Below are 13,003 nucleotides of genomic sequence, written 5' to 3'. Positions count from 1 at the left end.
TCATACCCAACGCCAATAGTAATACCACTGCTCATACCTGGATAGTGTGGTTTACGAGTATGTTTCTGATAGTAACGTAGTCCGCCGGCCTCTTCTCTAGCGATAAAGGCCACACCATTTGTTACCAAGGATGGAAAAGGCTCAGGCTGCGCATCTAACCATTGCCATAATTGACACTTAACAGTACCCGTTCTTTCTTGCTGGGCTATTTCTTGCGCGTAATATACAGCCCTTTCCGTCTCAGCACCAAAGTCACCGTCATCTTTAAGCATGGCGCCAACCCGATTCAACCATGTTTGCAAATGAACAACAGCTTCACCTTTATCGCCACGATTCAGTTCAGGGTAACTCATCATGCCCTCTGACGTTTTATTAAATACTCACATATAAATAGCAAGTGTAGCCCACTTTATAAGGCGCTCAGGTCTAATAAACCACACAAAAATTCATGTACCTTTTAGATAAAATAAAATCAACTACCTAGCACAATAAAACATACATCAATAATTGCTTAAGTAGACATATTCTCACTTTTCAGACTAAGCGAACCAGCCTACTGCGTATGCTAATCACACGATGAAAGCAGGGGTTTATTATGTTCACACTCTCTCTAGATGGCCTCAAAGCTCTTTGGCAAGCCAACCTATTCGAGGTCCCCGATAGCGGATTATTATTTTTTGGCTTTAGAGGTTGCCTACCCGCAACTCCTGATCATGGACATATTTTTCAAAAAACGCACAACTTAACGATCACCGATGTCAATTACCAGAATCCAAGATGCACTCTCGGCCAAGCCAATTTTGATGATGAGACATTTGCCATTTTCAGTGCCAGCACAGTTCCAAGTTTTAAGAATATCAAAAAGGCCAAACAAAGAGGGGGAAAAGGGACTAATCAATTGATGACAGGTTTCCACCCTGGTTATACACAAGGTTGGCACAGTGGTAGCTCACCAAGAGGACATAGAGCATTTAGAATGGAGGGAAAACTTCCTATTCGGCGTACTGCAGACGATCTTGATTATGATGAACTCGATAGAGTTGAGTACATGGCGCCCTATGACAATATTCACTCTGCGTGGAGTATGGGGCCAGAAGACTCCTTCTCTAGTGCAGGATGCCAAGTAGTGGTGGGATATCCAAAATGTAAACAGCGACACAACAGACCCAATACTGGACCCTGGGCTAATTTCTATGACAATGCTTATAGTCATCACCAAAATAAATTCGATTACATCCTACTTAACGGTCGGGATGCTTTATCAGCAAGTGCTAAAAAACCTGCTTCACGTATACGTTACGGATCCCGAGGCGATCTCGTCAGAGTATTGCAAGAAAAACTGACCGAGCAGTCATTCTATCAAGGCCATATTGATAGCCAGTTTGGCCAACAAACACTATTTGCCCTATTGGACTTCCAGCAGGCTGAGTTCGGTAAAAATGCTGCAGACGGCATTGTCGGCCCCATTACAGCCAGTGCTTTGGGTATTACCCTCAATCACAGCTGAATACAATAAAATGAGTGCTAAAGTGCAGGTACTCGCACTATTATTTAGCATCGCATCAATAACAGGTTGCACAACGTCTTGCTGCTTTGTGTTCACGGATAAGCACGAAAATAGTTACCACCACATGATAATTGGGTTTGGGATTATTAAAACACCAAAACCAAAGGGAGGACTAGGAGCTTCAGCCAGCAAAGCAACAAGCCTTGGCCTAAGTATTTCAAACCAGCCAGGATTTAAGCTTGACCTGGGTTATAGCCAAGATACGAGCGTTGTCATATCGGATACTCTTGATGACATATTGTTGGAAGTCAGTACATGTAACAAGAATGACATCACACTAGAAGCAAATACTGTATTGCCGACTAGGGAGCCGAGAAATGAACTTAACTAAGCAAAACCTAAGAACTCCACTGGTCACTTTAAGCGTATTTATAACCTTGTTCGGGTGTTCGAACCAAGGGTATTCAGTCATTGCCAACACCGGGACAACAATTGGACTTGGAATATCACAGCAGCCAACCAATGGCGCAATTGACGCAACCTTTGGTTACAAACGAGCAGAAATGGCCTTCGTCCCAACAAACCGGGCCAACAATAAAAACAGTGCACAAAAAAGCCACAAAGATGGAGCAAGTGATGTTGCCGATGTAGTGATGGAACTCCATTATAACGGAGGCTTAGATTCATCTGGTAAAACAGGAGTTTACCAACGATTAGCTGTAGGCAAAGAAGCGGTCAAAGCAACAAGTAGCTCTGCTTTGTTTGCTAAAGGACCTGACGGTTCAATAAACGAAAACGTCATAGAACAATTAAAAACTGTTGAAGTCAACCCAAATGTCGTAAGCCAACTAAAGCCAGTATTAGATAAGTATTCAAATAAAGTAAATCAGCCAACAATCGATGGGGCAGCCAAACAGCTTGGATTCGACAATTTTATTGAAATGTACGACAGTAACAACACTACGGTCGCTCAAGTTAACGCATTGAAAGAGATATTAATGGCAAAAGGAATATTAAAATCAACTGAGGAGTAGAGCATGTCGACAATCATCAAAAGCATTGCCTTAAATGGTGATCAAGATAACATCATAAATACCATTACGATAGTCTGTAATGGTATGGAAACTAGAAAATACAAACTAGCTAGTAGCTTTACCTATGGACAATACTTAGTATTGATTTTTCAGAAAAAATAACACATAACTATATCTCACGAGTTGAACACATTCCCAACTAAAATATTCTATATTTTTCACTTATCAGACGATCTCATTAAAGACAAACCATCAACCCTGAACGTCAACACAAAAAAAGCCCCTTTAAAATAACAGTTTACTTAACCATGTAAAATATTAGATTCTGTATTTAATGATAAATATAAAGAAAGTTATGATTCACCAGAGAAATCTCTCTGCTTAGGTGTAACATATAACGCCTCTATAATTATCCACTTTCTAAAGAAGGTGGCTTTGCATGAGCTCCTAAAAGGGGTCTTAGTTTAGTTCAGATCCCTGTTATTGGCGCTCTTTCTTTTCATGATGCCTTACATATTGTCGAATTATTTCTTCATTGATTCCAAAGCTATCGACAAAATAACCTCTTTGACTTCGCTGAAAAACAAGGGAGCATTTATCGTAGGCAGAACTTCAGGCAAAGCCTCGCTGGATGATAACCTCATACTGAAGTAGATGGTTAAGGGATAAAAATTTAATATTATTAGATCGCCCCAACGAAGCTAGGGACTTTTGATATGACTGCTATCCACGCGATTAAATTTACTAATCCAATGACTAAATCTTCTACCATCAAAATTGAGAAAGGTGTATTGAAAACGAGTACCCTCCGGCTTGCTCAGCTTACTTCTGCACGCAACCAAAAACTATCTTGATAAGTCTGTTTTTCCTCCATGCTGACGAACCAAATCATGCCTATTCAGTTCACTTCTATACCTTGCACATATTTTGCAGCACATTGTCCAGTTTTTCCGAGGCATCACATTCCGCGACCATGATTAAATCATCCGCCAAGAGGAACAATTCAATAATCCCCTGATAGAAGATTGCAAGAGCAAATAGTACGAGACACACAATAACACCACGAAAGTAGATTTCGTCTAAATCTATAACCATTAATGTATTACATTTGTAATACACTGAAAGAGGTGTTTTTCCGTGACAGTCATCGCAATCATCAACCAGAAGGGCGGCGTGGGCAAAATTACCACTGCGATTAATCTTGGGTTGGGGCTATTGTACTCTAGACCGATACAAAGGTCTTTTCAGGGGTACTGTTCCCTCCTTACAGTAAACGACACGTTCACCTGTTCCGCGGGTGGCTCCGTATCAATGACTCGATCGACTACACCATTTCAGCTACCGTGGCATTGCCCGTAGTGGCTTAGTGCCTCCTATATCGCCCTGAAGCAGAACGAAAGGGGTTGACCAGCCTTGAGTCTACTATCGATTTATATCACGTTGTCAAAATCACTTTAACAACTGGAAAAGTGAAAAATTAAACTTATCAATAGTATTGTATCGCAACGCTTAAAATTCTTAACTATTGAACAAATAACTAGACCATCATGTTAGATAATATAGATAAAGATGAACTATTAGGAATAGACATCATGGAGCAATCAATTTCATTTTACGATAACGACAATACTTTTAATAACAAGTTTGATAATATCAAATATGATATAGATGCAGATGTTGATGCATTTGCTGAAAAAATAGGGCTTAAACGTGAAGATTATAAAGAAACCGGAAGCCAGGATAAAACACCTGACAAAGACCTCAACTCCTTACTATTAAACTACGTAAACTTCAATCACAAAGCTGCACTTTGGTATAAAAAAAAGCATGAAAAAAACATAAGCAAAATTAAAAACTATCAAACTGGAAGAGTTGTCGTTTTGTTATCCATTCCAGTTACAGTTGCTTTGCTAACTTATTTTCTTAAAGATAAAGCTATAGTCTCTAGCATAACAGTCATCATTTCTGGACTACTGGCAGCATACCGTGCAAGCTCTCAGTGGCTAGAAGCTAAAATTAGTTCATCAAGTTTTATCAATACCGCTTCAGTATTAAAGTCTAATATATTTGAGTTCCAAAATGAATGGGCAAAAGACTGGAGTAAGGAGGAAAACAACATACAAACCCTAAAGTCAGCTTTAAATACAGGAATCAGAACAGCAAAAAATGAAATCGATAGTCAAAGAAAGTCATTTTTCGAGCAAAACATACCCAAACCTATTGAACCAATGAAAGAAATAAACAATTCACTAAAAGACCTTAAAGATTTATTAAACAAGACAAACAAATAACCTAACACCTATAAATAACCATTATTTCAAGCTTACTTAAAATAATGGTTATGATATCAATAGCAAAATGTAATATTGCTTTCTTTATCACTTCTAGCTGTATTGTTTATAAGCATGTTAATTTTGATTCCTAAAGTGATTAATATCATAGATACCTCTTGAGCCAACCCATTAAGTGTATTACATTTGTAATACACTTAATGGAGGTGTTATTCAGTGAAAGTCATCGCAATCATCAATCAGAAAGGCGGCGTGGGCAAAACCACCACGGCGATCAACCTTGGGGCGCAGTTCGCCAGAGAAGGCAAACGCACCCTTGCTATCGATCTCGACCCGCAGGCCAACCTCACCGTAGTACTCAGCGGCGGCCAGTTTGAGTTTGATACCACCATTACCCATGTTTTCGATTCCGCCAAGAAACACCCTATCACTGAAGCAATCATCCCGGCGGTTGCGGCAGAGAAGGCGATCCCCAACCTGTCACTGTGCCCGACCGATATTCGCCTCAGCCGCGTGATCGAGCAGAGCCTGACCAAGGTGCACCGCGAGCGTATTCTGCTCAAGCAGCTTGAGACCATCAAGGAAGAGTATGATGTGGTACTGCTCGACTGTCCGCCGAACCTGAGCCTGACTTCGGTCAACGCCATGATGGCCGCCGATCTGTTTCTGATCCCGGTCGACGGCGGGTCGTTCTCGCTCAATGGCCTGGCAGATCTGCTGGATGCGCTGGAAGAGGTAAAGGAAACCGAAGACGTGAACTTCGCGGTATTCCGCAACGAATACGCCAAGACCAACAAGCTGATCAACAACTTCCTCGACGAGCAGCTCAACGAGCTTGACGGTAAAGTACTCAGCACCGCGGTCCGCCGGACGGAGGCCATTGGCCAGGCCAGCGTGAGTGCCGAGCCATTGTTAAGCTACAAGCCTGGCTCAACCGCACTTAATGACTACAAATCACTTGCAAAAGAAATAATTGCAAGAGTTAATGTATAACAAATGTAATACATAATTATGAAAAAACTGACCGGAACCACGGCGCTGAGCCGCCGCAACAAGCGCAAGGAAGAACCTGAGGCGCAGCAGGACAAGCATGAGAAAATCACCACCGTGGCCACGCGCCGCAACGTGACCACGGGTACCTCACCGGTACCGATGCGCCTGCCTGAAAATGACAAGGCCGAGCTGAACCTGTGGCTGGAAGAGCTGAGCGAAGCGACGGGGAAAAAAATCACCGGCGCCAAGCTGCTGCGCGGGCTGATCCATATGCGCGAAAAGCTCAACCAGAAGGCGGTGATCAAGGCGATTAACGAAGCAAACTAAACCCATAGATGTATTACATATGTAATACATCCACACCCTCGGCATTTAGCTATAACAGTACCCAATGAAGTAATGAGACTTTTATGAATGGCACCAACCGCTCAGATATACGTGCAGGACTGGAAGTCCAAATTGTATTAAAGAAAGACCAACGAACCGGCAAGCTGACTAAAGGGATCGTGAAAGATATTCTTACCAAATCACCTACTCACCCGCACGGTATCAAAGTGCGATTAGAAAGCGGTGATGTGGGACGAGTGAAAGAGATCATTTAGGGCATACAGCCCTACCAGGATCACGAACAAGCCATATTTAAAGACAATATGTCAGACAACGTTTTGAAGGCCTCACCGTAATAGTCATCAAAATACGCTCTGACACTAACTTGCTCCTCCATGGATTGAAATGACGCAATATACAGCGACCAATCATCCAACAGCTTCACGACCGCATCATGGCGATGAATCTGGAGGGGGCTATTGCCAGGTTCTACGGTTGCAAGAAATAACGTCAACGCCGCGCCCAAAACATCAAAAAAATCTCCCACGATCTGGCTCGCCAAGCCAACATAGTAGGAGCTAATATCAGGCAAGCGCGCCAGCGAGGCTTCTTCGCACCCCAAGAGTGTTGCGATAGCAGCCGGATTATCATAAGAAACCTGAAAAGCCAGAGGGAGAAGCTCCCTGTAATCGGTATTTTCATCCCAGCTCAACAGCGAGTAAAAATCACTGTGGGCCTGTTTTTGGTAGCGGCTAACCAGAGATGTCAAAAGCTTTCTGGCTAGTTCCTCGAACCATGCTCCGACAAGCAAATCGTACACGACAAGCGCTTCGTCAATCAGGCCCGGTGGCAAAGTTCCGGGCTGGGCCAACTCTGACTCCAGCTGACGATAGTGCACATACACGCCATGGTTATCGATAATGGGCAGCATCTTTTCCAGACGTGCCTGCAACTTCCGCTCACCGCATTCCCCGGTATATTGAACAAGCGCGGCAAGGGCTGGCCTCGTTTTAAGCAACCACTGACTTCGATCGTGTTTTCCTAGAGCTATACTCACTTCATCAGCAAGCTCGACAATATACCGCCGATGACATGCGCTGCAGACCGACTCCAACCGACTTGCCAGCTCAAACAACCTGATCTTGTTGAGCTGATCGCAGAGTATCCGGCCCTGAGTGCCAAGCTCGCTACCAGGGGAAAACGGTACGCCCCTGAACTGGGCAATAAAACCACGGGCCGCTTCCTTGAGTGCCTGACACTGTTCCTCCCGGGCGACTTTTTCCCTGAGGTAGCTATCTACGACAGCAAGCACCTTCTTCTCTGCTTTTTCAATGACAGCACCAATCCGTAATGCACGCTCAGCGGTAAGCTCATGCAGAGATCCTGTACGACATTGTGCTATCAGTGATCGATACAGACCAGCAAGATCATCATTCATACTCTCGGAACGAAGAGACTGGCGGATTGTACCGAGAGTATGGCGGATGTCCTTCAGCTCCCGGGCCTGTCGGAGACGTTGCTGATCCTCTTCCTGCCTGGCCAGTGCCTGCCGGGCTGCCTCAAGGTGCTCTTTGGCCTGCTGCAGCTGAACGGCGGTCTTTACCCCGTACGGCAACCGCTGCTGCGGCGCAAGAGAGAGCGAGTGCATGCTCATTACCTTCTGCTGGTAGGTAATATCTATCGAGCCAAGAGATTCATCGACAACAAAGTGCGGATAGACAACATCCAGATGCAGTACCCCCTCGCTGTCGCTTTTCGTCAGTGCCGCTTCGGAGAGCTCAAAAGCATTGAACTGGGCCTCCTCACCGGCCAGAGACTCCGCCGGCGTGTCGTCGCGATAGTTGGATCCGTAAAGCAGCAGGTGGAAGGTTGAGCGGTTCTTCTCCCGGCATTCCGGGCTGAACAGCCATACCAGGTTATAACCCAGACGGCGGTAGGCCTGCTGGCGTGCCACCGCGGTTTCGGGATGCAGCCACCAACGGGTCAGCTCAAAGACCCAGTGGTTGCCGTCGCGATCGCAACAATAGATATCCGGTTGTCGTCGGATATTGATATCGTGCTCGGTGCTGAAAATATAGCGCTCCGTTGCCACGGAATCGGGATCAATCCGGGGATCGCGGGACAAAATATCAGCCACCTTTTCCTTGTTCCGCAGATGCCACTCGCCCTCTCCCTGAAATACCTGGTTGTAGAGCCTGCGCTGTTCACTATTGGGATTACAAAAGGCGCAGCCTTCTGCCTGCTTTTTATGTTCCGGGGATTTGGTGCTGTGCCGAAGGTGCAGCCGCTGCCCGCCGTCAGTCGTGCTGCCGGCCAAAAACACCGGCACCCGGCAGTGGGCACAGCGGTAGCTCTGGTTATCCTCGGCAATCTGATGCCGGGTAATGCCGTTTGTTAAATCCGAGCCTTTTTCAATCTCTGCAATGAGACGACTCGCAAGGACAGGGCGGGAGTGGTCGCTGAACAGTATCTCCCACCCCTCATAATAACCATTTTTCCCCATAGACAATCACTCCCAGCAAGGCCAACTCCTCAGCCTAAGTCGCAAACAATCAATCAGTTATATTTACTGCATTAACCATACATAATCAATCGATTGCATTTGGTGGCTTGTTTATCCAGAAACAAAGGTCACAATCCTGGTAATAAACTACCCCTTATCCACAACATCAGGCCTGCTGAAAAGTTATACCGACCCGAAATTACGGGCCTGGAGCGAGATAATCACAATTTCTGGGGATAGCCTTCCCCCTGCTCCCTTTTTCGATAATGTGCTGCCAACACATAGACAAACACCATGCCAGAACAGCGGTTTCATGCCGGTATTCTCAACTTTATGGCAGCACTTCACACAAACTGGATTTGTTCGCTTTTTACTTACAACGCCTGCTTAAATAAGAGTGATTTAAGGACCAATGACCAGAAATCAGATCAAGGAGCCGGTAACATGAAAGTCGCGACATTCAATATCGAGAACCTCGACTATGCACAAGAGCCAGGCAATACTTCATTCCAAGAGCGGCTTGTTCCCCTTCGCCAAATGCTAAAGCGGATCAATGCCGATATCCTCTGCCTACAGGAAGTCCACAGCCAGAAAAATACGGAGAATAAAAAAACACTAGAAGCCCTGACGGAGTTAGTGGAAGGAACGCAATACCAGGATTACCATGTGCAATATACGACCACCCAGGATGGGCAGCCAAGAGCCGAGCGTAACCTTGTTGTGTTATCAAAATTTACCTTCTCAGACCCAGAACCTGCCCAGTACAACGCAGACTTAATCACTGATCTGATGTACCGCAGCGTTACCTCCAATCCTGTTGAACCGAATGCCAGCAAGCTCAAATGGGAACGGCCGATACTGCACTGCCAAATTGCCCACCCAGAGCTTGGCAATATCCATATCATCAACCTCCATCTCAAGTCGCGTTTGGCCTCAGTCATTAAAGGGAAAAAAGTGGACCGGTACACCTGGGCATCACCGGCGGCGTGGGGAGAAGGCTACTTCTTGTCATCGATCAAGCGAGTCGGCCAGGCACTCGAGACCCGGATTTTACTCGATACTATTTTTGACGGGACCGATGAGAATGAGGCAGACCCGCAAGCTAAAATCATCGTCTGCGGCGATCTGAATGCCGAGCCGGGAGAGGTTCCGGTCGAAACTATTTGCGGCAGCGTCGATAACACTAATAATGCCGAGCTCCGCTATAAGTCGCTGGTTCCCTGCAGCGCAGGGCTCGCGGAATCTGTCCGTTACAGCCATTTCCACCATGGTAAAGGTAACCTGCTGGATCACATGCTGATTTCACAGTCGCTCTTACCCTATTTCGATGGCGCGAAAATTTTGAACGAGACGCTCCACGATGAGAGCCTGCCCTACCGAAAAGATGAGAAGTACCCGGCCAGTGATCATGCGCCGTTTATTGCGTTGTTTAGGGATTAAGTAGCAAAGTTAAAGCGTTAATGTCCCAGAGCCTGAAAACCGTCACTATCTAAGCATAGATAGAATGAACAGACGGGCTCCAGATCAAAAAAAGCCGCCTCGATAGGCGGCTTTTTTGGTCACAGCGTGAGCTGCAACAGAAATCAGTAGCCGAAGCTTGTTGGGTATTGGAAGTTAGCAGTGTAAACAGAACGAACATCCCAGAATGTAGCAGAAACAAAACCTTTCATAATTATCACCTTCTTAATCAATTTATTATGTGTTGAACATTAAGAGTTCGGTTGATCTCGGTTCCCTGGAGGCGATTAACGGACTCATCCTTTGAGCATTTTCATCACTTCGCTGAAGATGTGGTTACTATATCGCAATGAAATTAAATTACAATATTTATTTGAAGCGGATCACAAAAACAGCATCAACGAGAAGTGCGTCACATCAATCGTGTAATTCACTTTCACGATAACCACTCCCAGCAAGTTACAATGTCACACGTCATCCCCATAGGGATCCCATATATTTACAACACAAGATTTCACGATTACAATACTTTCATGATTCATGAAAAGATAGGATTCGTGAAAATGACAGAAGATTTGCTCACCAACGCGATAGACAACCTCCCCAAAGAGTTGCACGCCAGGCTTATAGCGAGCCATACCAGCCTAGAGTCTGGGGACGGCGAGCTTGAGATTACATTCAACGGCCAAGCCTATGCATTTCATGTCGAATGCAAGCTAATCCACCGTAAAGAGAGTCTGCAGCACCTTCCAAGCCAGCATAATGGCAACATGCCCCTGCTTGTCTGCAACCCGCTCAGTGACTTTCTTCGCGACTACTGCCATCAGCAGAATATCAACTACATCGACGAAGCCGGTAATGCACGCATTGTCGATAGCGGCCTCTATATTTTGCTTCAAGGCAATAAGCCCGCCCCCCAGAAACACCGGGCCTCAACGATAAGCATTGGGATCATGAAGTGTCTTTTTGCCCTGCTTGCTGACAATGATCTGCTCACCAGGCCATATAGTGAGATAGCCCAAAAAGCCGATATCTCCCTGGGAATGGTGAGTAAAGCGATCAACTATCTGATCGACAATAAGCATATTCCCGAAAAGAAGAGCAACAGAAGGCTCCTCGACAGACAGGCGCTCACCTATCAATGGCTCGCTTCATATCACACAACCTTGCGCCCCAAGCTGAAAATGTTACGCCTGAACTCACCGCAGAACTGGGCGGAGCTTGAACTTCAGCCAGGAGAACTGTGGAGCGGTGAAGTTGCGGCGAGCAAGCTAACCGATTACTTAACGCCTGAACACTGGCTGCTGTTTACCCGCTTGCCACTGCAACAGAAAATACGCCAGTACCGTGCAAGGCCGGCTCCCGATGGAAATCTAACCGTCGCTACCCCGTTCTGGGGAGAATCACTCGAGCTCACCCCGTTTGCCACCGCCCTATTAAGCACGGCTGAGCTGCTTGCCAGCCAGGACAGCCGCAACCAAGAAGTCGCAGAGATCATCAATGACCGATACCTACACCTTAAGCAACTCCCTTAACCCTGTGTTTGAGCAAGCATTGTTACGTGTGATCAACGCTGTCACGCCCCTGGCGATCCCGTATTTTATCGCCGGTGCCACCGCCCGGGATATTGTCCTTCACGGCATTTTCGGCCATGCACCGATCCGCGCGACACGGGATATCGATACTGCCCTCCTCGTTTCCAGTTGGGATGAATTTGAAACGGCCAAAACACGCTTAATTAAAGCCGGCCTGGAAGCAACCGAGCAGGTGCACCGATTAAAAGAGCCAGAAAGCGGGCTGCCGGTCGATATCATTCCTTTTGGCCACCTGGCCGACAAAGAAGGACACATCCAATGGCCGCCGAGCCATGACATCACCATGTCTGTAGTTGGTTTCCAGGAGGCTTATGAGAGCGCCCTGACTGTAAGCTTCAAAGGGGTTGAATTAAAAGTTGCCTCCCTACCCGGTATTGTCATGCTCAAGCTCATGGCCTGGGATGAGCGCGGGGCTGAAAACAGCAAGGATGCCACCGACTTTTACTCCATCCTGTCAAAATACGGCCAGATCCACGACGGCCGGCTGTGGGAGGACTATGTCCCTGGCGAAGCGCTGGATTACGATGTGGACAAGCAGGCCGCATTTCTCTTGGGGTTTGATCTCAACGATTTGCTAAGCACAGCAACCAGAGAAATTCTCATTCAGCTCAAAACAGACAAGCGCGACGCCTTGATCGCCGCGATAACCAAAACCCATCAAACCACAACGGTCGATGAGGTGGAGGCGCAATTAGATGCCTTTTGGATGGGGGTTGGTATTGAGTAGGCGGCAATAAAACAGAGCGACCTTACAACAAGGTAAACACTTGATTTATAAGCAAAACCTGACAACCGCGGTCGCCAATATGGCGGCCGAAATTGCTTTAAAGCCGTGTATATCCCCCGTTAAATCCGTAAACACCACTTCCGCACCCACGAGAGTGAAAGCTCTTGCTCTGCTCTTGGTTCATCTAGCCCAAACCCTGCCACGAATGGACCGAGACATTTGGAAAACACGTTGTTTGTGGTTGGAAAATGGCTTGATTGAACTTGCGAGACCAAGGAGGGACGACTGCTGGAGCGTGTTAAATAGGGCGGGTTTCCAAAGGGGCTGTAATTAATAAAGCTCAGCGCATTCCGTACTTATCTCACGTGAAGATTGTAAATTAATAGAATATGGATAACCTTGGCTATTTACTTAGCCAAGGTAGTAGTTTTTTATATTGAAATAAATGCGGCTTGTCAGAGGAGGTGGCTACCAACCTTTCAAAAAAATGAATCACTGATGCTTGTTTAATCCAAAGAACATCACCACACACCCAACATCTCATACTGCTTGCGCTTACGATTCAATA

At 46.0% G+C, this 13,003-nt stretch carries 14 protein-coding genes and 1 pseudogene; 11 read left to right on the top strand and 4 right to left on the bottom strand.

The window, feature by feature from the left end; genetic code table 11:
- Positions 1–356: peptidoglycan-binding protein (locus MHN01_RS05970; RefSeq protein ID WP_239410482.1), on the bottom strand; the 356-nt coding region annotated here is incomplete at its 3' end.
- 239 nt (positions 357–595) lie between these two features.
- Between MHN01_RS05970 and MHN01_RS05965 the strand changes: the two genes are divergently transcribed.
- The 3 genes from MHN01_RS05965 (at position 596) to MHN01_RS05955 (ending at position 2,703) form a co-directional block, all read left to right on the top strand.
- Complete coding sequence (locus MHN01_RS05965; protein WP_239410481.1) at positions 596–1,507, top strand: peptidoglycan-binding protein; 912 nt, start codon at positions 596–598, stop codon at positions 1,505–1,507.
- A gap of 377 nt (positions 1,508–1,884) precedes the next feature.
- The gene (locus MHN01_RS05960) at positions 1,885–2,541 is read left to right on the top strand and encodes a hypothetical protein (protein WP_239410480.1); all 657 of its coding nucleotides are present in this window, start codon (positions 1,885–1,887) and stop codon (positions 2,539–2,541) included.
- A 3-nt stretch (positions 2,542–2,544) separates the two neighbouring features.
- Entirely contained in the window at positions 2,545–2,703 is a 159-nt protein-coding gene (locus MHN01_RS05955) for a hypothetical protein (protein WP_239410479.1), read from the top strand.
- 318 nt (positions 2,704–3,021) lie between these two features.
- Here the strand turns inward: MHN01_RS05955 and MHN01_RS05950 are convergent.
- Positions 3,022–3,111 (bottom strand): annotated as a pseudogene (locus tag MHN01_RS05950) (IS200/IS605 family transposase); the annotation flags it as partial.
- Between the two features lie 339 nt (positions 3,112–3,450).
- A complete protein-coding gene (locus MHN01_RS05945; protein ID WP_239410478.1) occupies positions 3,451–3,594 on the bottom strand; it encodes a hypothetical protein in 144 nt (47 codons plus the stop codon).
- Positions 3,595–3,678: 84 nt separating this feature from the next.
- Here MHN01_RS05945 and MHN01_RS24620 point away from each other — a divergent pair, with 84 nt between their 5' ends.
- From MHN01_RS24620 to MHN01_RS05925, 5 genes are all read left to right on the top strand, one after another.
- Positions 3,679–3,900 carry a ParA family protein gene (locus MHN01_RS24620; RefSeq protein WP_370646437.1) on the top strand — a complete coding sequence of 74 codons (222 nt, stop codon included), beginning with the start codon at positions 3,679–3,681 and terminating at the stop codon, positions 3,898–3,900.
- Positions 3,901–4,088: 188 nt separating this feature from the next.
- Positions 4,089–4,832, top strand: coding sequence for a hypothetical protein (locus MHN01_RS05940; protein ID WP_239410477.1), 744 nt, complete (start codon positions 4,089–4,091; stop codon positions 4,830–4,832).
- A gap of 216 nt (positions 4,833–5,048) precedes the next feature.
- A complete protein-coding gene (locus MHN01_RS05935; RefSeq protein WP_239410476.1) occupies positions 5,049–5,825 on the top strand; it encodes a ParA family protein in 777 nt (258 codons plus the stop codon).
- Positions 5,826–5,843: 18 nt separating this feature from the next.
- Positions 5,844–6,152 carry a hypothetical protein gene (locus MHN01_RS05930; protein WP_239410475.1) on the top strand — a complete coding sequence of 103 codons (309 nt, stop codon included), beginning with the start codon at positions 5,844–5,846 and terminating at the stop codon, positions 6,150–6,152.
- An 83-nt stretch (positions 6,153–6,235) separates the two neighbouring features.
- On the top strand, positions 6,236–6,427 hold the full coding sequence (locus tag MHN01_RS05925) for a YwbE family protein (protein ID WP_239410474.1): 192 nt from the start codon (positions 6,236–6,238) through the stop codon (positions 6,425–6,427).
- Positions 6,428–6,447: 20 nt separating this feature from the next.
- Here MHN01_RS05925 and MHN01_RS05920 read toward each other — a convergent pair whose 3' ends face one another.
- The gene (locus MHN01_RS05920; RefSeq protein WP_239410473.1) at positions 6,448–8,655 is read right to left on the bottom strand and encodes a hypothetical protein; all 2,208 of its coding nucleotides are present in this window, start codon (positions 8,653–8,655) and stop codon (positions 6,448–6,450) included.
- A 444-nt stretch (positions 8,656–9,099) separates the two neighbouring features.
- Between MHN01_RS05920 and MHN01_RS05915 the strand changes: the two genes are divergently transcribed.
- From MHN01_RS05915 to MHN01_RS05905, 3 genes are all read left to right on the top strand, one after another.
- Positions 9,100–10,095 carry an endonuclease/exonuclease/phosphatase family protein gene (locus MHN01_RS05915; RefSeq protein ID WP_239410472.1) on the top strand — a complete coding sequence of 332 codons (996 nt, stop codon included), beginning with the start codon at positions 9,100–9,102 and terminating at the stop codon, positions 10,093–10,095.
- 581 nt (positions 10,096–10,676) lie between these two features.
- Complete coding sequence (locus MHN01_RS05910; protein ID WP_239410471.1) at positions 10,677–11,648, top strand: type IV toxin-antitoxin system AbiEi family antitoxin; 972 nt, start codon at positions 10,677–10,679, stop codon at positions 11,646–11,648.
- Positions 11,614–12,435: a nucleotidyl transferase AbiEii/AbiGii toxin family protein gene (locus MHN01_RS05905; RefSeq protein WP_239410470.1), complete on the top strand. Its 822-nt coding sequence runs from the start codon at positions 11,614–11,616 to the stop codon at positions 12,433–12,435. The genes MHN01_RS05910 and MHN01_RS05905 overlap by 35 nt, the downstream gene beginning before the upstream one ends.
- The last annotated feature ends 568 nt before the right edge of the window (positions 12,436–13,003 follow it).

Source organism: Photobacterium sp. OFAV2-7, assembly GCF_022347985.1.
In the GTDB taxonomy this organism is placed as follows: Bacteria; Pseudomonadota; Gammaproteobacteria; order Enterobacterales; family Vibrionaceae; genus Photobacterium.
This window is presented reverse-complemented; position numbering and strand designations above follow the sequence as displayed.

Bases quoted from the DNA above. Each gene is read 5' to 3' on its own strand.
- MHN01_RS05965 (WP_239410481.1), top strand. From the start codon at position 596: ATGTTCACACTCTCTCTAGATGGCCTCAAAGCTCTTTGGCAAGCCAAC.
- MHN01_RS05920 (WP_239410473.1), bottom strand. From the start codon at position 8,655: ATGGGGAAAAATGGTTATTATGAGGGGTGGGAGATACTGTTCAGCGAC.
- MHN01_RS05925 (WP_239410474.1), top strand. From the start codon at position 6,236: ATGAATGGCACCAACCGCTCAGATATACGTGCAGGACTGGAAGTCCAA.
- MHN01_RS05955 (WP_239410479.1), top strand. From the start codon at position 2,545: ATGTCGACAATCATCAAAAGCATTGCCTTAAATGGTGATCAAGATAAC.
- MHN01_RS05915 (WP_239410472.1), top strand. From the start codon at position 9,100: ATGAAAGTCGCGACATTCAATATCGAGAACCTCGACTATGCACAAGAG.
- MHN01_RS05930 (WP_239410475.1), top strand. From the start codon at position 5,844: ATGAAAAAACTGACCGGAACCACGGCGCTGAGCCGCCGCAACAAGCGC.
- MHN01_RS05910 (WP_239410471.1), top strand. From the start codon at position 10,677: ATGACAGAAGATTTGCTCACCAACGCGATAGACAACCTCCCCAAAGAG.
- MHN01_RS05940 (WP_239410477.1), top strand. From the start codon at position 4,089: ATGTTAGATAATATAGATAAAGATGAACTATTAGGAATAGACATCATG.
- MHN01_RS05960 (WP_239410480.1), top strand. From the start codon at position 1,885: ATGAACTTAACTAAGCAAAACCTAAGAACTCCACTGGTCACTTTAAGC.
- MHN01_RS05905 (WP_239410470.1), top strand. From the start codon at position 11,614: ATGACCGATACCTACACCTTAAGCAACTCCCTTAACCCTGTGTTTGAG.